Origin of the sequence: Paenibacillus selenitireducens (assembly GCF_002021565.1) — a bacterium.
GTDB lineage: Bacteria > Bacillota > Bacilli > Paenibacillales > Paenibacillaceae > Paenibacillus_K > Paenibacillus_K selenitireducens.
In genome coordinates, this window is sequence record NZ_MSZX01000004.1 from 424,686 (window position 1) to 448,610 (window position 23,925).

General features: G+C 42.1%; 25 protein-coding genes and 2 pseudogenes. 22 read left to right on the forward strand and 5 right to left on the reverse strand.

The features are described 5' to 3' along the window. Window positions 1–430: 430 nt before the first annotated feature. Entirely contained in the window at window positions 431–1,045 is a 615-nt protein-coding gene (locus tag BVG16_RS12510) for a helicase-related protein (RefSeq protein WP_233147014.1), read from the reverse strand. 1,389 nt (window positions 1,046–2,434) lie between these two features. On the opposite strand from BVG16_RS12510, the gene BVG16_RS12515 reads away from it, so the two are divergent. The 12 genes and pseudogenes from BVG16_RS12515 (at window position 2,435) to BVG16_RS12570 (ending at window position 13,180) form a co-directional block, all read left to right on the forward strand. Beyond that, entirely contained in the window at window positions 2,435–3,106 is a 672-nt protein-coding gene (locus BVG16_RS12515; protein WP_078499006.1) for a response regulator transcription factor, read from the forward strand. A 2-nt stretch (window positions 3,107–3,108) separates the two neighbouring features. Next, a complete protein-coding gene (locus BVG16_RS12520) occupies window positions 3,109–4,929 on the forward strand; it encodes a sensor histidine kinase (protein ID WP_078499007.1) in 1,821 nt (606 codons plus the stop codon). Window positions 4,930–5,030: 101 nt separating this feature from the next. Next, complete coding sequence (locus tag BVG16_RS12525; protein ID WP_078499008.1) at window positions 5,031–5,867, forward strand: polysaccharide deacetylase family protein; 837 nt, start codon at window positions 5,031–5,033, stop codon at window positions 5,865–5,867. A gap of 373 nt (window positions 5,868–6,240) precedes the next feature. Continuing rightward, a pseudogene (locus BVG16_RS33990) lies at window positions 6,241–6,336 on the forward strand (N-acetylmuramoyl-L-alanine amidase); the annotation flags it as partial. A 151-nt stretch (window positions 6,337–6,487) separates the two neighbouring features. Continuing rightward, the gene (locus tag BVG16_RS12535; RefSeq protein WP_078499010.1) at window positions 6,488–7,168 is read left to right on the forward strand and encodes a GDSL-type esterase/lipase family protein; all 681 of its coding nucleotides are present in this window, start codon (window positions 6,488–6,490) and stop codon (window positions 7,166–7,168) included. A 36-nt stretch (window positions 7,169–7,204) separates the two neighbouring features. Then, window positions 7,205–8,611 (forward strand): MBOAT family O-acyltransferase, encoded by a 1,407-nt coding sequence (locus BVG16_RS12540; RefSeq protein ID WP_078499011.1) that lies wholly within the window; start codon window positions 7,205–7,207, stop codon window positions 8,609–8,611. Window positions 8,612–8,621: 10 nt separating this feature from the next. After that, complete coding sequence (locus BVG16_RS12545) at window positions 8,622–9,761, forward strand: DHHW family protein (RefSeq protein WP_078499012.1); 1,140 nt, start codon at window positions 8,622–8,624, stop codon at window positions 9,759–9,761. A 4-nt stretch (window positions 9,762–9,765) separates the two neighbouring features. Then, the gene (locus BVG16_RS12550) at window positions 9,766–10,260 is read left to right on the forward strand and encodes a DUF4358 domain-containing protein (protein WP_078499013.1); all 495 of its coding nucleotides are present in this window, start codon (window positions 9,766–9,768) and stop codon (window positions 10,258–10,260) included. A gap of 418 nt (window positions 10,261–10,678) precedes the next feature. Continuing rightward, a complete protein-coding gene (locus tag BVG16_RS32785) occupies window positions 10,679–10,837 on the forward strand; it encodes a hypothetical protein (RefSeq protein ID WP_158081678.1) in 159 nt (52 codons plus the stop codon). Then, entirely contained in the window at window positions 10,838–11,170 is a 333-nt protein-coding gene (locus tag BVG16_RS12555; RefSeq protein WP_078499014.1) for a hypothetical protein, read from the forward strand. It begins immediately after the preceding gene. Window positions 11,171–11,326: 156 nt separating this feature from the next. Next, entirely contained in the window at window positions 11,327–12,256 is a 930-nt protein-coding gene (locus BVG16_RS12560) for a poly(ethylene terephthalate) hydrolase family protein (protein ID WP_078499015.1), read from the forward strand. 555 nt (window positions 12,257–12,811) lie between these two features. Next, window positions 12,812–13,180 (forward strand): GNAT family N-acetyltransferase, encoded by a 369-nt coding sequence (locus BVG16_RS12570; RefSeq protein ID WP_332888777.1) that lies wholly within the window; start codon window positions 12,812–12,814, stop codon window positions 13,178–13,180. Between the two features lie 84 nt (window positions 13,181–13,264). On the opposite strand, the gene BVG16_RS12575 is transcribed toward BVG16_RS12570, so the two are convergent. Beyond that, on the reverse strand, window positions 13,265–14,491 hold the full coding sequence (locus tag BVG16_RS12575; protein ID WP_078499017.1) for an RNA polymerase sigma factor: 1,227 nt from the start codon (window positions 14,489–14,491) through the stop codon (window positions 13,265–13,267). 532 nt (window positions 14,492–15,023) lie between these two features. On the opposite strand from BVG16_RS12575, the gene BVG16_RS12585 reads away from it, so the two are divergent. The 5 genes and pseudogenes from BVG16_RS12585 (at window position 15,024) to BVG16_RS12605 (ending at window position 18,105) form a co-directional block, all read left to right on the forward strand. Further along, window positions 15,024–15,647: a hypothetical protein gene (locus BVG16_RS12585; RefSeq protein ID WP_078499114.1), complete on the forward strand. Its 624-nt coding sequence runs from the start codon at window positions 15,024–15,026 to the stop codon at window positions 15,645–15,647. A gap of 24 nt (window positions 15,648–15,671) precedes the next feature. Further along, window positions 15,672–15,863 (forward strand): annotated as a pseudogene (locus tag BVG16_RS12590) (alpha/beta fold hydrolase); the annotation flags it as partial. 34 nt (window positions 15,864–15,897) lie between these two features. After that, on the forward strand, window positions 15,898–16,449 hold the full coding sequence (locus tag BVG16_RS12595) for a GNAT family N-acetyltransferase (protein ID WP_078499019.1): 552 nt from the start codon (window positions 15,898–15,900) through the stop codon (window positions 16,447–16,449). A gap of 221 nt (window positions 16,450–16,670) precedes the next feature. Beyond that, the gene (locus BVG16_RS12600; RefSeq protein WP_078499020.1) at window positions 16,671–17,024 is read left to right on the forward strand and encodes a RidA family protein; all 354 of its coding nucleotides are present in this window, start codon (window positions 16,671–16,673) and stop codon (window positions 17,022–17,024) included. 1 nt (window position 17,025) lies between these two features. Further along, window positions 17,026–18,105, forward strand: a complete 1,080-nt coding sequence (locus tag BVG16_RS12605; protein WP_078499021.1) for a serine hydrolase domain-containing protein — start codon at window positions 17,026–17,028, stop codon at window positions 18,103–18,105. 264 nt (window positions 18,106–18,369) lie between these two features. On the opposite strand, the gene BVG16_RS12610 is transcribed toward BVG16_RS12605, so the two are convergent. Further along, window positions 18,370–18,789: a GNAT family N-acetyltransferase gene (locus BVG16_RS12610; RefSeq protein WP_078499022.1), complete on the reverse strand. Its 420-nt coding sequence runs from the start codon at window positions 18,787–18,789 to the stop codon at window positions 18,370–18,372. Window positions 18,790–19,373: 584 nt separating this feature from the next. Between BVG16_RS12610 and BVG16_RS12615 the strand changes: the two genes are divergently transcribed. Further along, entirely contained in the window at window positions 19,374–19,931 is a 558-nt protein-coding gene (locus BVG16_RS12615; RefSeq protein WP_078499023.1) for an AAA family ATPase, read from the forward strand. 100 nt (window positions 19,932–20,031) lie between these two features. Further along, on the forward strand, window positions 20,032–20,502 hold the full coding sequence (locus BVG16_RS12620) for a GNAT family N-acetyltransferase (RefSeq protein WP_078499024.1): 471 nt from the start codon (window positions 20,032–20,034) through the stop codon (window positions 20,500–20,502). 170 nt (window positions 20,503–20,672) lie between these two features. Here BVG16_RS12620 and BVG16_RS12625 read toward each other — a convergent pair whose 3' ends face one another. Both BVG16_RS12625 and BVG16_RS12630 read right to left on the reverse strand, forming a co-directional pair. Next, window positions 20,673–20,948, reverse strand: a complete 276-nt coding sequence (locus BVG16_RS12625) for an MFS transporter (RefSeq protein ID WP_144027362.1) — start codon at window positions 20,946–20,948, stop codon at window positions 20,673–20,675. A gap of 89 nt (window positions 20,949–21,037) precedes the next feature. Beyond that, window positions 21,038–21,913, reverse strand: coding sequence for an SDR family NAD(P)-dependent oxidoreductase (locus BVG16_RS12630; protein ID WP_078499026.1), 876 nt, complete (start codon window positions 21,911–21,913; stop codon window positions 21,038–21,040). A 156-nt stretch (window positions 21,914–22,069) separates the two neighbouring features. On the opposite strand from BVG16_RS12630, the gene BVG16_RS12635 reads away from it, so the two are divergent. The 3 genes from BVG16_RS12635 (at window position 22,070) to BVG16_RS12645 (ending at window position 23,812) form a co-directional block, all read left to right on the forward strand. Further along, the gene (locus BVG16_RS12635; protein WP_078499027.1) at window positions 22,070–22,525 is read left to right on the forward strand and encodes a MarR family winged helix-turn-helix transcriptional regulator; all 456 of its coding nucleotides are present in this window, start codon (window positions 22,070–22,072) and stop codon (window positions 22,523–22,525) included. Between the two features lie 513 nt (window positions 22,526–23,038). After that, window positions 23,039–23,482 carry a cell wall hydrolase gene (locus BVG16_RS12640; protein WP_078499028.1) on the forward strand — a complete coding sequence of 148 codons (444 nt, stop codon included), beginning with the start codon at window positions 23,039–23,041 and terminating at the stop codon, window positions 23,480–23,482. Between the two features lie 162 nt (window positions 23,483–23,644). After that, the gene (locus BVG16_RS12645; RefSeq protein WP_233147015.1) at window positions 23,645–23,812 is read left to right on the forward strand and encodes a tyrosine-type recombinase/integrase; all 168 of its coding nucleotides are present in this window, start codon (window positions 23,645–23,647) and stop codon (window positions 23,810–23,812) included. Window positions 23,813–23,925 lie beyond the last annotated feature (113 nt).

Sequence of the window (23,925 nt, forward strand, 5' to 3'; positions counted from 1 at the left end):
CTGACAGCGCGGGGAACCGTGTCACAGAGAAAACTCAATTCACTGCTGATGGGAAACGATAGTTGAATTCCAATTCAGCTTTGATTACGAAAATCGGATTCCCTTGTAGGAGTAAAGGGGCCAGTTTTTTCATGCAATGAATTGCTTAGCGTACGATTATTTTCGTTTCGTGAGGCGATCCTCTTTAGGCAGTTTAGCGATATGTAGACTGCGTATGTTCTTGAGTGGATCCCTGACCAAGACGAGGAAACGTTCTCGATTCTTATCGACAATAAAATGATAATTTGTATTCATATCGATCGCTTCACCTTGGAGCTGGTAGGAGCAGGTCAACTTAATCCCTTACAGAGTATAAACAAAGATTGAGTAGGATCAGACAACAGCATGAGGCTGCCGCGGAATTGATTGGCAGCCTTGCTGCAGCGTTACACTATGGGTTCCGGCATTCCCGATATTCGAACTCGTCGATTTTGCCCGACGTTAGGAGATAATATATGGTCGCTTCTTTATGATATGAAGTTTGTCTCGATATGCGGTTGTTGCGCTGCAAAATATCAGAGTAGCGGGCCGGATAATCATAGTGCACAAGATGATTTGCCGCCGTAACGTCGAGACCGGTGTAGACGGAATCCGTAATAAGCAGAACGGTGAATTCCGGGATTTTATTAAATCTGTCAATCATCTCATTGGCCTCATGGATGGAAAGCTGTGTCGTAATAATAAGAACGCCCTTGATGTCCTCGTCCGCAGAAAGCTCGTCTAATAACAGGGCGGTGACGGCATTCGATTTGGAGATGACGATCGCCTTTTCCCTTCTGTCACTCACATCTCGGATGATGGACCTCAGCATGTTCATTTTTTGCGGATTCTGGTCGCACATAAGCGCCATTTGCTCTTTAATCGCCATGAGCTGTTTTTTTTCATGAATGGAGGAGGCCCGGCTATTTCGCTCGGAAGCCGTAAAGTAATTATTCAAAAGCTGCAAGTATTCGGTTTCATATTCGGGCTCCAAGGATACGACGATCTGTTTTTCAGTAATGTTCACGATATCAGTCATCCTTCCTGCTCTTCTTATTCTTTGAATAATAGCAACGTAACCTATGATACGGTTCTCTCGACGAAACGGCAAGCTTCATAAAATGGAATTTTACAACGCGACGGCAAGAAATATTACCTGGCTAATGAAAAATATACATCGCTGGTGTACTTGCTGAACACATGGTACGCCCTCAAAATGAATTTGAAGGAAACACGTTATGATAGGCATTCATTGAGCTAAACGGGACACGATAGTTCAATACCAGAAGGGCTGCCGAGTGGCAGCCCTTAATTTCGCTAACAGGCAGATTACTTGAGTAATGCGTACGCGTTTAAAACGGCGCTCACCTGACTGCTCAATTCTTTTCGTTCACGATACATCATGGAAATGTTCCATGTATAAAGAGGTAAATCCGTTATCTCAATTTGGACAAACTCGCCACTTTGTAGCTCGCTCTGCACCGTGATTTTGGGTACAAACGGTTTAATGTCTTACCTTGCTTTACTAAGGAGACCCATACCACTGATTTTGTGGCTTGGATAGATAGGCTCCATAATAGGAGAACGCCTATACAGCATGGCTGTGGATTGCCTTGCAACTTACAGGTTCGGCAGAAGCTGTGAGGATAACGGCAATTGCGGAAAGTTTGACACTGACCGTCGAGGGACTGCTTTCCGGCGTCTTTATTAGCATTAAACTGTTGGTTGCGGTTGATTGCACGGAGACCTCGGTAAAGTTTATAGTTTGCGCAAGTCAGGTACAATTATCGGCTTGCTGGATATATTTCTCCTTTGCTCGCTATATGGTGTTATGCTATTAAAGAGATTTCGTGTGTTGGAGGTAGCGAATGTAGAGGCAGAGGATCCTGTAGAATTTGAGCGCATTCGAGTATATGTATGACGATAATAATGACACTTACGGCACAGCTCTAAGGAATGGCGGTAAGAAGTTACCTACTTTTTAACACGGATACTAACTAAGATAAAGTTGCATTTTCGGTGCCGTGGAGAGTACAATGCAGCTATTCCTCAGTTAAATCAGATAAGAAGGTGCCAGTGTGACTTCGATATACTTAATAGGGGTTCAAAGTCTCTTTTATCAATTTACGGAACTGATTCATTTTAATTTCGGTTAAATTGGGAGAAGCATACCACGATCCTGTCGGAAATTGGATAGGGAAGTATCCTGAGGACTTATATCCACCCCGGCATGAAATTTTAATGACTGACCTTGCAGTTGCAAATAATAGATAAAAGACGCACCCCTTTGGACGGTGTTGGCGATCGGTTTCATAAAGAATATTTTGAATAAACGAAATATCTAATTTATACGCATGCTGGTGGTTCCGAAAGTCTGAAGTCATGCGTTTACAGAAAAACATTGAGAGGTAGCTATATGTCAAGAATAATACTGATTGTAGAAGATGAGCTTATCTTACGGGAAGTTATGAAAGATTATTTGCTGGAAGAGGGATATGAAGTGCTTGAAGCTGGCGATGGGAAACAAGCTCTAGCGTTATTTCAAGAACATGAGGTGGATCTGATCATACTGGATATCATGCTCCCTGAATTAGACGGATGGTCTGTATGCAAACGCATCCGAAAGATATCGAATGTTCCAATTATCATGTTGACGGCCCGTTCGGATGAAGACGATACATTGCTGGGTTTTGAACTTGGTGCCGACGACTATGTAACCAAACCGTATAGTCCTCCAATCCTGCTGGCACGGGCGAAACGGCTTTTAGAAAGCCGACTGATCGGGGAACAAGAGGAAGATACGTTGTCCAGCAGTGGTATTTCGATCCATCTTCCGTCACGATCCGTTTTGGTCGATGGGGAACATTGCAGTTTGACACATACGGAAATTGAAATTTTGGTTTATTTGATGAAAAACAAAGGAATTATAGTGACCAGAGAACAGCTGATTACAAAAATTTGGGGATATGATTTCGTCGGTGACGATCGAACGGTCTCCAGCCATATCCGCAATCTGCGTTCCAAGCTGGGGGAGCATGCCAAGCATATTGTCACGGTCGTTCGATCAGGATATAAATTCGAGGAGTAGCCATGAAAAAAAGCATTGTTCTTAAGTTGTTTCTATTAACGTCGGGATTATGCCTGTTCATTCTTGCCGTTATTTTTGTCGGGCAAACCGTATTTTTCAAACAGTTTTATGTTCATCAAAAAGTTAAGGACGTTAACGCGGTGCTTCAAGCTTATGAACAAGACTACCTGAATTATGCCTCGAACACGCAGGAGACGGTAAAGCTGGAGCAAGACTTTTATCAAAAGTATAACACCTGGATCACGGCTTTGGACGCCCAGGGTAATTTGAAGTATGCCGACGATTTCTTCATGGAGATCAAGCTGGATCGTTCGGATGATTCTGCGCTTTCCAATAAAACGATGACCTTACCTCTTTACAGCTTTATCAATGTAGAGGACTTCATCAGCGATAATCCGTTCCTCACTCCATGGATTAAAGAAGGGGAAAGGATCGTTATTGAAGGCTTGATCATGAACAATCAGCCAGTTATCCAGCGGATGGGAAGGAACGTATCCAATCTGAGAGAGGAAAACAGGCTGGAAAATCGGCAGATGGTGAGCAAAGAGTATGAGGTCGTCAATCGATTCGCGAACCCGATCCAATATCATGAAAAATATCCATCATTTCTGGTCAAAGGAACCATCACGAAAGTACGGACACCGGAAGGTGCAGGAATTTCGCATTATACAAATCACTTGTTTCTGGATCGTATCAAAGCTTTCCAAGCGGATCTACTGTACGGCGACTATGATCATACCGCGAATACAAATCAGACCGTAGATTATGAAGAAAACCATGTGAATTACAAAATTTTCGTGGACCGCATCAAAGACCACGACGGAAATCCTGCATACCTGTTTGCGATGACGTCACTTCAGCCGGTAAATGAAGCTGCAGGGATGATCAAAGATTACTATGTGTACATCATTATTGCCACTCTGCTTCTCGTGCTGCTGGCATCGTTTTATTACTCCCGCCAGATCGCTCGGCCGCTACTGCGCATCAACCGTACGACGCAGCAAATGGCAGGGCTCGATTTTTCGGAAAAAATCCCCATCAAAACGAAGGATGAAATCGGCGACTTGTCGCGCAACATTAACCAGCTTTCCGAACGGCTGCACTCCCATATTCTTCGCCTTCAGCAGGACATCGAGAAAGAAAAGCAGTTGGAGCATACGCGAAAAGAATTTATATCCACCGTTTCGCATGAGCTGAAAACCCCGTTAAGCGTTATTCAGAGCTGCCTTGCGATTCTGAAGGACGGGGTTGCAAGCCATAAGCGGGATTATTATTTTCAAGCGATGGAAGACGAAGTCATAAGGATGGATCTGCTGATCGTGGATATGCTGGAATTGGCAAAATATGAATCCGGAACGTATAAAATGGTCATGGATTCCTTTTATATCGACGACGTTATCGAACGGATATGCGATAAATTGGCTGTGGATATCGCGGCAAAGCAATTACATCTTTACACTTCGCTGATACCTGTCGAAGTTGTGGCAAACGAGCTCCGAATTGAGCAAGTCATCATCAATCTCCTCACCAACGCGATTCGTTATACGCCGGAGTCGGAGTCCATTCTCGTAACCACCTCGGAAGATCAGGATACCGTTAAAATTTGCATCGAAAATAAAGGAGCCCGCATTCCGGATGATCAACTTGAGAAGATCTGGGGCCGATTTTATCGCGGCGAACCTTCCCGTCAACGGTCGACCAGAGGTACCGGGCTAGGCCTCGCCATTTCCAAAAAGATTCTGGAGATGCATGACATGCCTTATGGCGTAACCAATACACCCGATGGGGTCATGTTCTATTTTCATTTAAATAAAAAAGCGTAGAACTCCGGTTCTGCGTTTTTTTAACTTATCTTTATTTCATCTGCACTTTCTCTGCATCTCTCTCTATTATTCTTTCTACATAGAGAGGGGATGGATCGAAAATGACAGCAAGAACAAACCTTGTTCGGGGTCTGAGAGAAAGAAAATTTATAGCAAAGAGGCGCAGACGTCAAGCCATTCTACTTGTAGCCATTGGCCTGCTTTGTTTTTGCCTGATGAGATTGATGCCAATGGATAGGGTCGCGATTGCGGAACAGCATGGAGAACAGTCTATGTACCAACATTCTACGACGAAAGTTGCGGAAGGCGAGGATGCCCGACCGAAAGGGAAGATCGTATATTTAACGTTTGACGATGGTCCGAGCGAATGGACGGGGAAGTTTCTCGACGTTCTACGGCAACATGGTGTCAAAGCCACTTTTTTCATGCAAGGAAGCCAATTGCAGCGAAAAAGTTTACAAAGCGACGTGAAGCGTGCTGTGCGCGAGGGGCATTATGTCGGAGGACACAGCATGACTCACCAATATAAGAAGTTGTACGAAGAAGGGCAATTCGTATCCGAGATGAAATCGAGCTTGGCGCTCATCCATGACATTACAGGCGAAAGTCCACATTTGGTGCGTCCGCCATACGGCTCGGTACCTGGACTGAACGATAAAAAACTTCGCGACCAAATCGTCAAAGAGGGAATGAAGATTTGGGATTGGACCATTGAATCGAACGACTGGAAACTGAAAGACCATCCGGAACAAATTGTCGAGAACATCAAAAAAACGACAAAAGTCGATTTGGAAGTGGTATTGATGCATGAAAAGCCGCAAACGCTGCAGGTTCTTCCGGAGATCATTGCATTCTACGAAAAAAAAGGATACCGATTTGGTGTTTATAGCGATAATGCGCATTTTCACCTGAATTTCCAAAAGGATCGTCGCTTGTAGAAATGTCGCGGATTTGGAGTATATTTTGGAACAAGAAGCTTTCTTGGAAGGTCTTTTTCGGATCTTGCGGGACAGCTTCTTTTTTATCTTCCTGCAGCCTGATTCTTTAAATCAATTTGATATGATCTGCACTTTATCTTTATAACGGGCAATTACACTCTTTATCGGAAGGAGGAGAGACTGGGTGAAGAAGTGTCCCGATCATTACAATTATTCTGTCTGCGGTGTTGATCGTTTTTCTGTATAACATCCATTCAGGGAATGGTACAGCAAGCCACCACCTTACGAATATAACCAGCCCGTGTGACCGATCGGATGAGGAAAAACTGCCGCACCACCAGCTAGGGACGGCTTATAAAGTCTGGGTGCGGATTTGCTCATATCCATTCATGGCAATACGTACAAGGACCCTAGTGTTTCAGGTACGGAAACCTACTATTACCACGAAGATTCCTTGTCCTTGGCTGAAATCATGCAAAAGCATAGGGTCCAAGCAAATGGATTTCGGGATCGGTCGGCAAGAAGAGAAAAAAATATTGACGGAAGAAGTCCAATACCGGATGGCCAGCTCCATTCTGGACGGAATCAAGGAATTTCTGAAATTAAATTAAGAGGGGAATATGATCATGAAAAAAATTATTACGACAATACTCATTGGGGGCTTTACGCTTGCCTTGGCGGCATGTGGTAACGAACCTGCAAGCACAAATCCGCAACAACCGTCGCCTCAAGCTCAGGAGCATAAAGCGACTTCTCCGGTGGCAACCGCAACTTCGTATAAATCGCTCTTTCAAAACACCGTATTTTTGGGGGATTCCATTACGGAGGGTCTGTCTTTTCATGATGTACTGGATGAAGGTAATGTACTGGCGGGCGCAGGAAAAACTGCGGAGTTTGCACTGGAAGATATCGACGAGTTGACCAAACGGGACCCGAAACATATCTTTATCCAATTGGGGTCAGACGACATTTTGTGGCCTACGGATAATCCCAAGGAATATTCCATAAAAAACTACGCCAAGCTGATCGAGATGATCAAGGAAAAACTTCCGCAAGCAAAAATCACGCTTTTAACAGTAACTCCGGTAACGGCCGAAGCAGAAAAGCAGGAACCCAGATACAAAAATATCAACGACTATAATCAAGGCTTAAAAGAGTTGGCGGACAAGGAACACATCGGATTTACCGATTTGTCCCCGATAATATCAAACGGCACAGATCTGTACGACTCGGACGGCATTCATTTTAAACCGAAATTTTACGCTCGAATGCTGGATCAACTGAAAGATCAAGTGAACTAACATGAAAACTGGTAAACCTATTTGGAGGTGTGAATATTGGTCTTTAGCAGCCTAATATTTCTGTTCCTCTTTCTGCCGATCACCGTTCTGATCTATTATGTTTCGCCGATGAAATTTCGAAATGCTGTCCTGCTTGTCGTCAGCCTGATCTTTTATGCATGGGGCGAGCCGCTATACATTTTCATCATGATATTTTCAACTGTTTTCGATTTTTTCAACGGGCTGCTGATCAATAAATATAGACATCGGAAACTGATTGCCAAATCGATTTTTATCGGTTCGATGGCCGGCAGTTTAGGCATTCTCGGGTTCTTCAAATATGCCGATTTTGTGGTGGACAATATCAATCAGTTGTTTCATCTGCATCTCCAAGCGGCCGATTTGCCACTGCCTGTGGGCATATCCTTTTATACATTTCAAACGATGTCTTATGTCGTTGACGTCTACTTGGATAAAGTACCCGTGCAAAAGAATATCATCTCTTTTGGGGCATACGTGACGATGTTCCCGCAGCTTGTTGCCGGTCCCATTGTCAAATACGGCGACATCGCGGGGCAGCTTGTTACACGTAAGGTGACGCTGGACCGTTTTGGTGAAGGGGCGGAGCTGTTCATCAGAGGTCTTGCCAAAAAAGTACTGTTGGCCAACAATATCGGATTATTGTGGACAAGTGTCAAAGCGACTCCGGTCGAGGAATTGACCGTACTATCCGCCTGGCTTGGCATTATCGCGTTTACGCTGCAAATCTATTTCGATTTCAGCGGGTATTCCGATATGGCAAACGGGCTGGGCAAAATGTTCGGTTTCGATTTTATGGAAAATTTTAGTTATCCTTATATATCCAAAAGCGTGACGGAATTTTGGCGCAGATGGCATATATCGCTCGGTACCTGGTTTCGAGAGTACGTTTATATTCCGCTTGGCGGTAACAGGTCAGGGCTGTTGATACAGCTCCGGAATTTATTGGTCGTATGGTTTTTAACCGGCTTATGGCATGGCGCCAGCTGGAATTTTATCGTATGGGGTTTGTATTTCGGTTTCTTCGTGATGATTGAGAAATTATTGCTTTTGCGGTGGCTTGGGCGCAGGCCCGCTTTTGTCGGCCATGTCTACACGCTTTTGGTCATCATTATCGGCTGGGTATTGTTCGAAATGGACCATTTGGCTTCAGCTTGGCGTTTCATCGGCGTGATGTTCGGTTTCGGTAGTCATGGTTTTGCGGATCAGCAGGCGCTCTACGGTTTGTCTACGAATGTAGTATTACTTGTCGTATTGGCATTCTGTGCGACTCCGCTTCCTGGAAAAATTTTAGCCTGCATGAAGGAAAAATGGAGAATTGCCGGCGTGATTGCCGTTCCGCTTATATATATTTTATTTATGGTTCTGTCGACGGCTTATTTGGTCAATGACACCTACAATCCGTTTTTATACTTTCGATTTTAAGGGGGCGGCTATGGACAGATATATCAAAATCATCCGAAATTTGCTAGCTTTATTGCTACTGCTGTTTATAGGCAATATCGCCGTTCTCAATCTTGTGGCGCCGGATCGTACATTTTCGGAATCGGAGAACCGGATGCTGGAGCAACTGCCGCATTTCTCGATGAAAACTTTGGTGTCTGGAAAATTCACTTCCGATTTCGAGAAATATGTGTCCGACCAATTTGTATTTAGAGATGTTTGGATCGGGGCGAAAACCGATACGGATCGCATCATGGGGAAGAAGGAGAGTAGCGGAATTTACCTCGGTAAAGACGGATATCTGATTCAGAATTTTATTCCCCCGGCGGAAGAGGATGTGGAGGAGAAGGTTGATGCCATTCATGCGTTTGACCATGCCACGCCCGGCTTGCGCAAATATATGATGCTGGTGCCAACGGCAGCGGCACTGCATAAAGACAAGCTTCCGAAATATGCCATGGTCGGCGATGAAGAAGCATACTTGAGAAAAGTCCGCAGCTTGCTGCATCCTGATATTCGTTTTGTCGATGTGTCTGCTGCTTTATTTTCCGAACGGGAGCAGCCCATTTTCTATAAAACCGACCATCATTGGACGACCCAAGGCGCTTATGTCGCCTACTTAGAGCTTTGCAAGCAAATGGGACTGACACCGCTGAATAAGGAAGAGTTTAATATCCGGCAGGTAACCAGTGAATTTTACGGCTCGCTGTATTCAAAGAGTGGTTTTAGACACTTGCAGCCTGACAGCATTGAACTGTATCTGCCAAAGGAACAAGAGAAATATGCCGTGACGTATGTCGATGAAGGGCAAACCACGGATTCGTTATATGCGATGGAGCAGCTTCAAGAGAAGGATAAATATGCGGTGTTTCTTAATGGTAACCATGCGCTTATCCAAATCAAAACAGCTCATCCGAACGGGAAAAAGCTACTGGTGGTCAAAGATTCATACGCCAACAGCTTCATTCCTTTCTTATTAAAGCACTTCAGCGAAATTGATGTAGTAGACCTTCGGTATTATGAGGAAGACTTGGCGTCGTTCGTGAACAAACACGATATCCATGACATGCTATTACTTTATAATGCGAATACTTTTTTTGAAGACCCATCCATAAAAAATCTAACGGAGTGATGAAATGGGAAAACAATGGAAAGAAAAAAGATGCTATTTCCCCGTTATTCTTGCATTTGTCGTCGCGATCGGCGTATTGTCCGGATGTTCGGGCAAGGATGACAAGACAGCTGAAAAACTGTCGGCTACCCAAATCGGAAAAAGAATCGAACAGGCGGTGAACTTGAAGGACATGAAAGAGGAGGATCGGAATAAGCTCAAGAAATTGTATAAGATTGATACGGACAGCGTTGAAGATTTTATTCTTTACACGTCTACATCAAATGTGAGAGCTGACGAATTGGCCGTTATCAAGCTAACGGAACAGAGTCAGGCAGATAGCGTCAAAGAGAAAATAAAGTTGCGAATCGATGCACAAAAAATAAAATTCAAAGACTATCGCCCAAACGAATATTTTCTGGTGGAAAATCATGTGTTAAAGACGAAAGGACCATTTGTCTTCTTCGCAGTTTCTAAAGAGGTCGATCAAATGGAACATGCGTTTGACGATGCATTTTAACATAAAGCCTAATTAGAAATAATCCGTTTTTAAAAACAACAGTATACGCTCATTTAGAAGACGTTCAGAAAATTATTAGTGAACAGGTAGTTAAAGATTCAGATATCATCGTTCACACTATTCCGGACAAAAATCGGCACTCCGACTACTCAGCATAATTAGCTCATTCAGGTGATTATGGAGCGCCTGGAACTGGCGTTGCATCCAGAGAAGACACAGATAGTGGGGATATGGACAGGGAAATAAGGACTTGACCTCCTCATGCACCATCGGAAGACTAGGAAGCGGGACAAAGACAAGTGTACTACACGCGGAAAAACGGCAGCTTCGTAATGTCGGCACAAGCGCGTGATCCCACCTCTATCATGGTATTATCGTTTGGTAGTTTATGTATAATTGTAGCGTGGAGGTTGATCACATGACTACGCCGCGGGAGACGGAACAACAATCATTCTGGAACAAAACCTTACTCAGTATCCCGCGCAAATATTGGGTGGCCGTGCTGGCCGTGCCGATCGGTATCAACGTGCTTGTGTGGATACCCAACAAACTGGCTTACGGCGGTGGGGACACCTAGATGGGCTTTTTCGGTAACTATGCAGGCGGCATCGTCGGAGCGTTTGTCGCCTATCTGATTGCCAAGTCGCAGACCGCTGATACTGACAAACCAGCACCATTGAATAATCAATCATTGAAAATAATAATTTTTCAGGGATTGAATTATAAGGTAACTAATGAAGAAATTAACGACCAAGACATTGAACAAAAAGTTGGAGAAGTGAAGTCGTATTCGAATAAAAGTGGCGAGCACTATGTTGTAGATGCTTTCTCAAACGCTTATCAGGTTGGTACTGAGCTTTATAAAATCAAAGATAAAGACGTGAGCGAAGCTATTGTTGTAAAAAATTGAGGATACATATCTAGAAACAACAAGACGGTGAGATTAAGCTAAATCTAGCATCTTGTTTAATGAATCATAACTACATCTTTCACGTATATCCCTTTAGTTTCATATTTTAACAGAGAAAACGATAGAGAAACCTATACTATCGTAGAGGTCACGTGTATGTTGGTTTTGAAAAAACGAAAGTGGGTTTTATGGTTGTCAGCTTTAGTCCTTATCGCTGTAGTTCCAATTACAATTTTCTTGCAAATAATCATTCATTCTAATGTGCCAGAACTTGCAGAAGGAAGCATTGAGCAGCGGTATGCACAGCAAGGAAGCTATCATGTAAAGGTAGAAGAAGTTAAGAGTACGAGTGGAGAGGCTTTATTTAGAATATACTACCCAGCATTTCAAGGAGACGAATCCTATCCTATTATTTCTTGGGGGAATGGAACAGATGCCACGCCAGATCGTTATGATGAGCTCTTAACTCATCTTGCTAGCTGGGGATTCATTGTAATAGATTCCTATAGCAAGACAACAGGAACAGGCAAAGAAATTGTGGAGGCAATTGATTATTTGAGAAATGAAAACCAACTAGCAAACAGCTTGTTTTATCAAAAAATACAAATGGAACATATTGGTGTCGCTGGACATTCTCAAGGGTCTACTGGGGTCATTAATGCTCATACCAACTATAAAAGTGGATCGTTGATTAAGACGGTTGTATCCATCGCTCTCCCGGATTTAAAGCATTGTGATCCAGAAGATGTGTACGATACATCACGTATTACCGTTCCTTTTCTCATTATGGGCGGTACACGAGATTTTCTAATCTCACCGGTATCAACGAATCAATTAGCCTTGCATAGTACTAACGCTAGTACGCCTGTTATGATGGGGATGGCAAAAGGTGCAGCTCATACAGCGATTGAAGGTAATGGTGGCAATCATAGGGGTTACTTGACGGCTTGGATGAGATATTGGCTGCTTGATGATCAGGAAGCCATGAAGGCATTTCAAGGGGATTCTTCCGAGATGATGCATAATACAAATTGGGTGGACGTGATACAAGCAAATATGGATGATGATAAATTCGTGCATCAATAACAAAAAAACGGCATGTTCGCCGTTTTTACTGTTAGCATATCCGATCTTGTCAATCTGTTGGATACAGCAAATTTCGAACCGTTAAGAATAGCCGTTCTGCAGCTTATAGAAAAGTTGGAGATTCACCTAAAAACAAAAGGAGTATCTTTGAACAAGTTCAACTCTGTTCCTGAGTTCGAATCATTTTATATAAACAGAGGGTAATTACATTGTTTCAGTTGAGTTTTTGCTACCAAGCTATCGATGGACGATAACGTACCAATGAGGGCATTTTTCTAAACTCGTTGTTAAGCTAACTGGCAGGATAGTTGAGTGGCATACGTATTGACCGCATGTAAAAATGCTGTTATTATATTTTCCCACTTCTTGCTTTAGAAAGGATTGATATTATTTGAGTGCCAATGACATCTATTTAAGGTATCTTGAGATGAAGGATGCAGGCAATCTTCTTGAATTAAAGCTCTAAGAAATCGTAATTTTTATCAACCGTTTGAACCAATCAGGGATGAATCACATTTCACCCTAGAAGGACAGGAAAGAGAAATTGCAACTGGAATTCAAGGGGGAGTAAACGATCAGGCCTATATCTTCGGAATCTTTATTAAAGAGATGGATGAACTTGTAGGAAGAATAGCACTAACTGGTATTTCTCGAGGTCCTTTCCAAAATGCATATTTGGGTTATTTTATTGATGAGAAACATAATGGCAAAGGCTATGCAACAGCGGCTGTCCAAATATGTGTGAAAAATGCCTTTAACGAAATAGGATTGCATCGCGTTGAAGCTGGGGTCATGCCCAAAAACCTACCATCTATCCGGGTTTTAGAAAAATCAGGATTTAGACATGAGGGTTTAGCAAAAAAATATTTAAAAATTAACGGTGCGTGGGAAGATCACAATTTGTTTGCGATTACTGCTGAATAAAGTAATGTTTACGTATATTCTACATCTTATAAGCTAATGTAAAAAGCCCGGTTATCACCGGGCCTAAAATAGGTCAATCACGTACTATCTGTTTCTTAGATACTCGACCCACTGCTCATACAGCTCTAACTCCGAACGTAGAAAGATACCACGATAATCTTCGGGATCCCGTATAAGTTTGTTTAATGCGTCCAAGCCATATGTTGCAAGAATGAATTCTACACATAAATAAGAAAACTGAAATCCTTTCATTGTTCCGAAATCCCAAGTATCGTTGTTTAATTCTTGGAAAGATGGGATTGTTAGATTGCTGATTTCATCCCTTGTAGTGTCTCTAATATATTCTGGGGTCATTTGATTTGCTTCAATTCCTCCAATACCCTGACGCAACCATTTGGGAGCAAGCGGATTAATATCATGAATCAACCACATGGCATACAAGTGTACTGTGGAATTTAGAATGGATTGATACGTGTGTTCTGGTCCTGGATTCAATGGAGAAACGATTTTTAAGATATTTCCTTCGATCGTCCCCATGAACCAGTTAGGTGCATTTTCTTCTCCGACAGCATGATGGAAAGTAGGAAGGTCTGGGTACATTTCGATAATAATTTTTCTAGACGGTTGGTGATTAAATTTAGACGAAATTCGCTCAACATTATTTTTCAGTTCATTAAATAAGTCCTGGTGCACCTTCTTCAGACTAGCATTCTTCTCGTTCGTTTCACCTTTGCTTACAATCGATACCATATCTTGAATAGACATCATTGTAATGTCACCCCATTCTTTTAATTCTTTTCGTAATTTTTCTAATGCTCGGTATAATCTGTTTTTTACTGCACTCTCACGCATACCTACGATTTTGGCAATTTCTAATAGGGTACAGTCAACAAAAAATCGCAACGTAATAATCTGTTGGTCTAGCTCATTTAGCTGATTTAATGCTGAGCTGATATCGATACGTATTTCAACATTTTTAGCATAATCAAGCGCAATGGATTGTGATTCATACGTTGTAAAATCATAGGTACTTTCTTTTTTGCGCGATAAACTTCGGTATTCATTTTTGACGGTATTTTGAGCGATTTTAAATATCCAAGTGAATAAACTGGCATGTTCTTTGAACGTATGCATGTTCTCCATGACCTTCAAAAAAACTTGTTGCGTTAAGTCATCCGCCATCATCGGATTTGCCTTTAGTGAAAGATATTTGCGAATTCGATCTCGGTACTGACTATAGATGACTTCAAATTTGATTATATTGTCCTGTTCATCCGGATAAACAGGAGTTTTGTCATGCGCGCTAGACATCGTAAGAACCTCCTCTTGACCTTACATTCTATTAGACACCGCAGAGAAACAAAAAGCCACATCGAAGTGAAAATTCTGCCAACAATGTTGTTTAAGAGGAATTTCCGATCTTGATAGATCGTGGTAAAATTATACAAACACGTTGGGTCCCTACAAGTTTATAAGAGAACACCAATGGAAGGATGATCGGTGGAACGGACCTGTGTTTGTATTTCAATCATAAACTTCTACGATCCATTTGTATTTCTACTCACAGCTACTTAAGAAAGGAACGAATGATGAGAGTTATAACTTTATGCGGTTCTACAAAATTCAAAGAACAATTTGAACAAGCAAATGCCTTTCTTACACTTCAAGGAAACATTGTGATTAGCTTAGCCTTTTTTGAACAAAGTGAAGGATTTGAATTAACGCAAGAACGATAAATTGAATATGCTCAAAAGTTGGGAAAAGGAATCCGTTATTACTCGGATGGAGAGATTCCGACTCACGGAGATCAGAGATTTTATTCATTTTGAAAGGATTGGATCATTTGAAAATTCTTATTTGCCAGCCTAAATTGGAAAGTGGACTTGAGCAGCTTGAATATGAACTACATAAAAATCCTTTCGTGGACGCTGCTATATTTCCCGAGGGATATCTGAACGAAAATATAGTTCAAGCTTGCGAATTAGCTCAAAAGTACAATGTTGCCTTGATTACTGGATACCGTAATTTACAAGAGAGACCTAAAGATAGAGCCGTAATGATTAATCGGAATGGCACCGTCGTCATTGACCGGATCAAGTACAGTGTGGCGACATTTGCCCAAGAAAGTGGTTTCACCATCGGTCATATCCTATGTGATGAACTAGTTATCCAAGGCCTAAATGGCGTTCAAGAATCACGCCTAGATCTAATTGTTCATCCGATAGGTGTAGGCATGTTTAGCGAGGAGCAATTTGATGAATGGATAGGCCGCGCTCGGGAAATTGCAATTCAGCACAAAGTGATGGTCATAGGGACGAGTCATGCTGATGGATCTTTTGGTGACACGGGTATATCCATTCCCATTGCGTATTGTTTCGATAAACAGGGTGATGTTGTGTTCATTTCTAAAAATGATGTGCGTACTCGTATATTAGATATGCAAACCAAACAATTCTATTTTGCATGATAAAGCGAGCGATAATCGAAGGGGACAGGTGAAATCGGCGTCCCTGCATTGGTAATACACGGTCTGGAAGATCCGATTATCCCTTATGAGCACGGAATCGCGCTTGCTAACATCATTCCGGGGGCCGTTTTACTGACATTAGAAGGTACGGGACATGAGATTCACCATGACGACTGGGATACCATCATCGAGGCTATTTTAAATCACACGGTTTGAGTTATGTGAAATTCATTGTTTAGGAGGAGATCATTTGCATCATTACATTTGGTCAGGTATTAAAGTGAGACTACGGCCCATTCTACCCACCGACTGGGAGAAATTCCATCATAACGATTTCGATTCCGAAGGGGCTAGGCTCTGCGATGTTATTCATTTTCCAAGATCAGAAGATGGAACAAGGTCGTGGGCTGCGCACCAAGCGTCTAACACTTCCAATGGGGATAATATTTCATTAGCTATTGAAACGCTGGATGGCGAACTTGTGGGAAGCATCGGGACGAACAGCTGTAATTCACGACATGGAACTTTTAAGTATGGCATCGCAATTTTCCGCGAGCACTGGCGCAAAGGGTATGCTTCGGAAGCAGTCCTGATATTACTACGATATTATTTTGAAGAACTGCGATATCAAAAAGTGAATGCGCATGTTTATGCGTTTAACGAGGGTTCGAGTGCGTTGCAAGAGCACCTTGGACTCATTCAAGAAGGTAGGCTGCGGAATATGATTTATACAAAGGGCCAATACTTCGATGAATATGTATATGGGCTAACACAAAGTGATTACGTGAATTTGAAAGTTTAATTGAGAGGTAGCCTGTTACGTTTAACTACCGGGAAATGATCATGTAGGAGTTGCTATGAGGCAGCTCCTTTTTCTTTTGTGAAGTAACAGGCAGCAGTACGTGGTGACTACGATTGAATTCATGGATCACTGGTCCGATAGTGATAATGTTAATATTTACAAACAGGAACATGTGTTCTAATATAGAAGAAGATGATTTAATTCTTAGGAGGGTTCTATATATGATTCAACGAATTTCAACGCCATTTAGCTATGCATCGGCTGTTGCGGCCGGAGATTATGTGTTTCTCGGATTACATCGGGGTTTTGGGCAGAGTTTTACAGAACAGATTCATGATTCGTTCTCACACATAAAAGAGACTCTCAATCAACTTGATCTCCCACTGGATCGTATTGTGAAGGTGAATGTATACCTGAAAAATATAAAGGACTTACCTGAAATGGAGCAGGTCTTTTGCGAGTATTTTGAAAAAGATAAATTCCCTGCTAGAATGACATCCACCACAGAGTTTATTGACTCTGATTGCCTTATGATGATTGACGGAATCGTGTACAAAGGATTGAAGGAGGTTTGAGATGGATTTACATAATCGTCTCTTAGTAGAGGGGCTTCAAGAGCGTATGACCCACTTTAGTGTTCCAGGAGCTGGCATTGCAATATTTCAAGAGAACCAGCTTGAATGCTCAATCAACCTTGGGATCGAAGAGGCGGGTAACCCTCAGAAAGTGAATGCAGACAGCATATTTCACGCATGCTCCATGAGTAAAATGGTCACTTCGATCGGTACACTGAAATTAGTTCAAGAAGGTCTTTTAGATTTATACGAAGATGTGAACGTTTATTTGAACTCTTGGCACATACCTGAAAATCAATATACGATTGCTAAAAAAGTAACGATAAGCAGCTTGTTGGCTCATCAGGCTGGTTTCATTGACCCTGAGGGTAGTTTTGACGTCTACCAGGAGCAGTCTCCATTCCCCACCCCTAAGGATTTACTATCGGGGAGAACGAAATACAATTCCGAAGCCGTAGAAGTCAAATATACTCCTGACAGTGAATTTCACTACTCTGATACGGGATTCACGATCTTAGAACTTATCATCGAGGATGTGATGGGGGAGTCTTTCAGCTCTGCCATGGACCGGCTTGTGTTTGCTCCCTTGGGTTTACAGAAAACATTTTTTTGGAATGGTCTTTCGAAACCACGTTGTGCCGAGGCAGCCAGACTAACAGTAGGCCATGATAAGCATGGAAATATGGTGACCGGAACGAGGGTACATTACCCCAATCTGTCTGGTGCCGGCTTGTGGACAACACCATCCGAGATGGCTTTAATCGCAATCGAAGTCATTAAATCTTGGGGTGGGGACCTTACATCACTTTTATCACCAGCGTCAGCTCAAAAGATGCTCACAGGTTACGGCTGCGCCCAATATGTTGGTTTAGGGGTTTTTCTATCTCAAGCCAATGGAGAACCTTACATGATTTCCAAAGGTTGGGGTATCGGCTATCAGTGCATGCTTGTCACCTATCCACGTCAAAAATGCGGGATCGTCGTTATGACAAATTCTGAACCAGGTAAGCCGCAAGAGCAGGCTTTTATCGGTGAAGTTATTCGATTCGTTTCTCAAGCTTATAGATGGCCAGGATTATAATAGTTTTAGGGCGAGTTACGAAGCTAGTGGTCCTTTACGTTTCGGCGTTACTGATACCATAGCTGAAAGAGATAGACTTGTTAGAGAGTTAGGAATTGACACTTTTAACAACACATAACACCTAGACGGTATCCCTCCTTTTGGAGCTTTGTTCTGGTGGAGACTCAGACTGCTTCACTAACGGTGAATGATAGCTCAGCCAATAACAAGGCTGCCAATGACCGTCATCGGCAGCCCTTGATCAACTCTGGGGTATTATACATTTTATTCATATTCCATAACCCAATATTTTTCTCCAGGATTACCTTCTTCAACAACTTTTCTCCAACCTTTATTCTTATAAAATTTCATCGCTTTATGATTTTCAGATACACACTTTAATCTTAAGGGTTTATTCATTTTTTCTATAGAGGCATTCAGCAACTGACCACCAACACCCTTACCTGAGAAATCGGGATGAACAAATAAATTATGTATAAAGTTATCTGGCAAGTATAATGAAGCAAATCCAAGGATTTGATTATCTTCCTCTGCTAAAATTATATACTCCTCTACAGTATGCTTATCAAAATCTTCTAAAGTCATTTCTTCTTTGCCCGCCCAATGAAAAGTTTTACGACGCGATTCTAGGTATATCATTCTTAAATCAGGGTAATCTAATTCATTTGCTACTCGAATATCCAAGTTTTCACTCTCGCTTTCATTTACATAAATAATAACGGATTTTATATATTTATTTTCATCTAGATATTTTCGGTTTTAATCTTGGTTTTCCTTCTTTTATCAAACTGCTTCTTTCGAGCATCACAATTGATTATTTGGAAGAGCGCGGTTATGTGAGCAGGAAACCCCATCCATCTGACCGAAGGGGAAAACTTGTAGTTTTAACGGAACGAGGTGGCAGTGTATTCGTGCTACGGGAAGTATTTTTACGTCGATCGAGAAACGTTGGCAAAAAGTCCTTGGTGATAAAGAAATACAAGGACTTCGTTCAGATATGCGAGATTTGGTTCACACCTTTTCCAATGCTAGACCAGGCGCATTTCGCCCTGTTTGGGTAACCCCAAAACAAACGAGATGCAAAGCTTGCCGTTACTGACAGCGCGCAGAGCCGTATCATAAGTAGGGCGAAAATGCCCCAGCCATCAAGTAACGGTAATTAAATTGGTTGGCCGATACTCAACTAAAGGGCAGGATAATTGAATTAGAGATAGTATTAATAGGAATAGAAAAATAATGTATAGACTATGATTACGGGAGTGCAGCTTATGAAGTTGATATTAATATTCGGACCACAGGCAGTTGGAAAAATGACCGTTGGACATGAGTTAGAAGAAATAACGGAATTGAAGCTTTTTCATAATCACATGACCATCGAATTACTTTGTCCATTTTTAGGATTTGGTCCTGAAATGTGGGAATTATCAAATCTATTCCGTCAAAAGATATTTGAAGCAGTCTCGAAGAGTGATTCAAATGGATTGATATTCACTTTTGTATGGGCGTTTGATTCGAAAGAGGACTGGGATTACGTGGAAAATGTTTGCGAAACTTTTGAAGGAAAAGGCGGAGAAGTTTATTTTGTAGAACTTGAGGCTGATTTTGATGAAAGAATTGAACGTAATAAAACCCCCCATAGACTGGAACATAAGCCTTCAAAAAGGAATATCGAACAATCCGAACACAGAATGAGAATTGCAACAGAAAACCATAGATTAAATACATATGAGGGGGAAATCACAAGAAAGAATTATATAAAATTAAATAATACGAATCTGACTCCAGTGGAAGTCGCTAATAGCATTAAAGAAAAGTTCAGATTATGATGGGTAACTCGGATTGACGATTGCGCTAAAGGGCAGGATACTGACATAATTTCGTGAATAATTTATAATGAAGGTTTTAATTTTGACGGGAGGGATTTTATTGGATATTGAAATCATACCCATTGATGAATCTCATATTCCTAAAGTTAAAGGCTTGATAGCTGGCTACTTAAATTCTTCTTCCAACGGAGTGGACGAATCAGATCCATCACCAGAGCAGCTAGAACAATGTGAACAAATTTTAAATAGATTTATTAGTAACAGTTCGGCTAATTGTTATTTAGCTAGACAGGATCATGAATATATTGGGTTCATCATCCTTTCCTGGAGCTTCTCTATAAGCAAAGGCTACCCAGTATTGCGTATAGAGGCTTTATATTCATCATCAAAGCATAGAAAGAAGAGCGTAGGTAGGAAGCTAATGAAGCATGCCATTGATTTAGCTATTTCAAACAAAGCCACACGATTACAGCTCGAAACAGATGACGATAATGCCCCTGCTCGTACTTTGTACAAGCAACTCGGATTTAAGTTAATACAAGGTAAGGGTGTATATATGTCATTTCTCTAGCGTTGAGCTAACTGAGAGCTATACCGCAATAACCATTAGGAAAAGGGAGCCAAAGAGAAGCCCATAGTAGTCATATTTATGACTATGGATTGAAGGTTCGGGGATACCCTTCATACCGATAGCAAGTTAACAGACTTTTACGAGCTTCATGACGTTTTGGAGCAGCGTCATTAGGTGAGTAATGTTCCAAAAACAGAGCTGAAGCTTGGCACGATGCCGGATATGGTTGATCCGGCAAGATACGCAAAAATTGCCGAAAGAAACAGCTTACAGGTTGTAAAGCGCTGCATCAGATAAGCTGTCATTGGAATAAAGACTCCGTTGACCAGCATGTAGCCAGTTGTCAGCCATTGGGCGGTCATTGCTGTAATATCAAATGCCTTGATCAGTTCCGGAGTCGCCACACTCATAATGGTTTGATTTATTACGGTAATAAATGCGCCCAAGATCATAATAAAGAGAAGGGGACCTTTTTTGACGGTGTTGACAGTTATTCTCCACTCATCGTTTGTCTTATCCTTTCCTCATTCGTGTATTAGGAAATAAATCCTTTTTGCTTCAGCAAATCTTCTGTGGCCTTCCACAGCTTGTGCTGCGTAGTGGCATCCCCCCCGGGCGATACTGGGTCTATAGATTTTCCGGTTCCAACGTTAAAGTATCCGCCAGTCATTTCTTGATATTCCGGCTCCACAATCAAACGGGTGATAATACCTGCTCCTCTTCGCGGATCTCCAAGACGAAGGGCTTTCAACAATCGTTCTAATACGGAAGCAAACCAAAGTTCTCGTCCTAGTCCGGTAACATTAAATCCTGGATTTAGTGCATTTACGCTGATACCCGTACCTGCCCACCGTCGTGCCAGTTCAGCAGTGAACATAATATTAAATAATTTGGTTTTTCCATAGATGGGGGATGAGCCGCGAGCGGTAAAGGGAGTGGTATCCGTTAAATCCTCGGGGAGCTTCAAAACGCCGTGACGGTGTGAAGCTTCAGAGGCAACATTGACAACTCTGGCCTTACCTGCATTCTGCAGAGACGGTATTAGTGAATGTGTCAAAAGCCACGGCGCTAAATAATTGACAGCAATCATTTCAGGAAGCCCTTCGGGAGTGATACGGGGCTCAAAAGCATGGATTCCCGCATTGTTCAAAAGGACATCAATTTTAGGGTAAGCAGAGGCTATTTCACTCCCAACCCGTTTAACATCCTTCAATAGCGATAAATCTCCATAAAAAAAGTCAATATTGACTGATGGTGTATTCGCCTCAATCTGTTTTCTCGTAGCTTCAGCGCGTTCCTTACTCCTGGCAGTCAAGACAAGGTCAAAACCGCGTCTTCCCAATTCAATCGCGACAAGCTGTCCAAGACCGTTGGTGGCACCGGTGATGACAACAGTTGCTTTATTTGGCATCGTCATTTCTCCTTCATGTGATATAATTTTTTGAAGTAATCTATCTAAACAACGTAAAGGCAGGATGTTTAGTTGACATATATCCACTATAATGATTTGATTGATATATGTCAATCAATTTTGAGTTGTTTTTGATCTAGAGAAAGGTGATTGAGGATGAAGTATAATGAGTTAAAAAATGAACCGAGGGAGAAACTGGAGATTGAATTGGGCGAGCAGCTTAACGCCCTCATCAGTGCTTCACATGCCCTGAATGTCAGAGCTGCTACTAAATTCGATTCCTCCTTACAGCCTGCCGCCTTCCATATTGTTCGTTGGCTATACTCCTACGGTCCAACAAATGCCGCCACTTTAGCGGAATCAACTGCGATGGATCGAAGTTCGGTCAGTCGCCTTGTCAAACAGCTCCAGACTCTGGGGTATGTGAACAGAGAAGCGTCTCCTAATGATGGGCGGGAAATTGTGTTGTCTCTTACCGAGTATGGACAACAAAAAATAATTGATGCGCTTAAGGAGAAAGAGTCCGTTTTTTATGAACGACTCTCTGAATGGAAAGATGCGGAGCTTCATGATTTCATCCAAATGCTCAGGCACTTTAATGGATTCAATTAGTTTGACAAAACAGCAACTTTTTAAATTTGTTGTTAAGCTAACGAGACACGATAGTTGAATCACTGATAACCAGGCCGCCGATTATTTCGGTGGCCTTCTATACATTTTTATGAAGCTTGAGTAATCCTAGGATTGAAGTATGTTTTGATTTATGGATTTTTCGCCGATAGCCACGTTAAGCTGAACCATACCACAAGTAGGGCGAAATTTTGGTTCTCATGGTTTTTGGCAGTAGTTTGATAAGCTTCAGTTGCAGAGGCTTGAGGTAGCAAAATACAAGTTACTTTAGGGGCAAGCAATGTCGCCGTGCGGCACACTTAGGTACAAGTTTCGCTGCCTAACCCAGGCGGAAAAGGCGGCTATTATGTGAAATAGCGCTTATTCATTCTATTGAGCTACCCGGACAGAAGAGTGTGGTGGAACGGCTATTTCTTATTGCTCTTTATTTTGCCAGAGTAACACATCCGCTTCACCTACAATATGATGAGTCTAGAAATCTAAAGAGGTGAGCAAATGGCAGTCGTAAAATCCAGGAAACGGGATATTGATATGTTGGCAAGGTTGCTTCGAGCTGAAGCTGAGACCGAAGGCGAAACGGGCATGCTCCTTGTTGGAAATGTTGGCATTAACCGAATAAGAGCGAATTGCTCCGATTTTAAAGATATTCGGACAATTCCCCAAATGATCAACCAGGCGCATGCGTTCGAAGCGTTACAACATGGTTTGTACTATCAAAACGCAAGAGAGAGGGAACGCCGTCTGGCGCAACGGGCTGTAAATGGGGAGCGAAGTTGGCCAGCCAAATTCTCCCTATGGTATTTCCGTCCAGGAACGTTCGAAAATCCCGGACCATGTCCGCCAACTTGGTATAATCAGCCGCTCGCAGGACGATGGAAGAAGCACTGTTTTTATGAACCGACCGCGGAAGAATGTGAAGAAGTATATAATACGTTTTAATTTTATAAACGAAAAGAGCTCAGGATCTCTTAACCTGACTTGTCACAGCCATATGTCGGTTGACAAAACTTTATCTCATTAAGTGCCGCGTAAATCGCGGCTTCTTTGGGTTTGGTGGAATAAAGTTGTTGTCACGGTTATTATTCGGAAACTATTACCCACGTGACAGGCCATCGCTTTCGTCATACCTATGCATGTCAGCTCCTTGATAACGGAGCGCCATTAGATTTCATTCAAGGCATGTTGGGGCATGAAAAAGCATCAACCACTCAAATTTATGCCCAGCTGCGCGGGGAACGCCGACGAGAACTCTACCGCCGGTTTTTTTAGCATTTCTGAAATATTAAGAGATGAAATGTACCTAAGCAAACTGTTAGTCAACTAAAGGGCAGTTTAGTCCATTGAGATGTATAATATTGGATATATATATTTATGGAGGGGAA

Bases quoted from the DNA above. Each gene is read 5' to 3' on its own strand.
- BVG16_RS12515 (WP_078499006.1), top strand. From the start codon at position 2,435: ATGTCAAGAATAATACTGATTGTAGAAGATGAGCTTATCTTACGGGAA.
- BVG16_RS12520 (WP_078499007.1), top strand. From the start codon at position 3,109: ATGAAAAAAAGCATTGTTCTTAAGTTGTTTCTATTAACGTCGGGATTA.
- BVG16_RS12525 (WP_078499008.1), top strand. From the start codon at position 5,031: ATGACAGCAAGAACAAACCTTGTTCGGGGTCTGAGAGAAAGAAAATTT.
- BVG16_RS12535 (WP_078499010.1), top strand. From the start codon at position 6,488: ATGATCATGAAAAAAATTATTACGACAATACTCATTGGGGGCTTTACG.
- BVG16_RS12545 (WP_078499012.1), top strand. From the start codon at position 8,622: ATGGACAGATATATCAAAATCATCCGAAATTTGCTAGCTTTATTGCTA.
- BVG16_RS12550 (WP_078499013.1), top strand. From the start codon at position 9,766: ATGGGAAAACAATGGAAAGAAAAAAGATGCTATTTCCCCGTTATTCTT.
- BVG16_RS32785 (WP_158081678.1), top strand. From the start codon at position 10,679: ATGACTACGCCGCGGGAGACGGAACAACAATCATTCTGGAACAAAACC.
- BVG16_RS12555 (WP_078499014.1), top strand. From the start codon at position 10,838: ATGGGCTTTTTCGGTAACTATGCAGGCGGCATCGTCGGAGCGTTTGTC.
- BVG16_RS12560 (WP_078499015.1), top strand. From the start codon at position 11,327: ATGTTGGTTTTGAAAAAACGAAAGTGGGTTTTATGGTTGTCAGCTTTA.
- BVG16_RS12575 (WP_078499017.1), bottom strand. From the start codon at position 14,491: ATGTCTAGCGCGCATGACAAAACTCCTGTTTATCCGGATGAACAGGAC.
- BVG16_RS12600 (WP_078499020.1), top strand. From the start codon at position 16,671: ATGATTCAACGAATTTCAACGCCATTTAGCTATGCATCGGCTGTTGCG.
- BVG16_RS12605 (WP_078499021.1), top strand. From the start codon at position 17,026: ATGGATTTACATAATCGTCTCTTAGTAGAGGGGCTTCAAGAGCGTATG.
- BVG16_RS12615 (WP_078499023.1), top strand. From the start codon at position 19,374: ATGAAGTTGATATTAATATTCGGACCACAGGCAGTTGGAAAAATGACC.
- BVG16_RS12630 (WP_078499026.1), bottom strand. From the start codon at position 21,913: ATGCCAAATAAAGCAACTGTTGTCATCACCGGTGCCACCAACGGTCTT.
- BVG16_RS12635 (WP_078499027.1), top strand. From the start codon at position 22,070: ATGAAGTATAATGAGTTAAAAAATGAACCGAGGGAGAAACTGGAGATT.
- BVG16_RS12640 (WP_078499028.1), top strand. From the start codon at position 23,039: ATGGCAGTCGTAAAATCCAGGAAACGGGATATTGATATGTTGGCAAGG.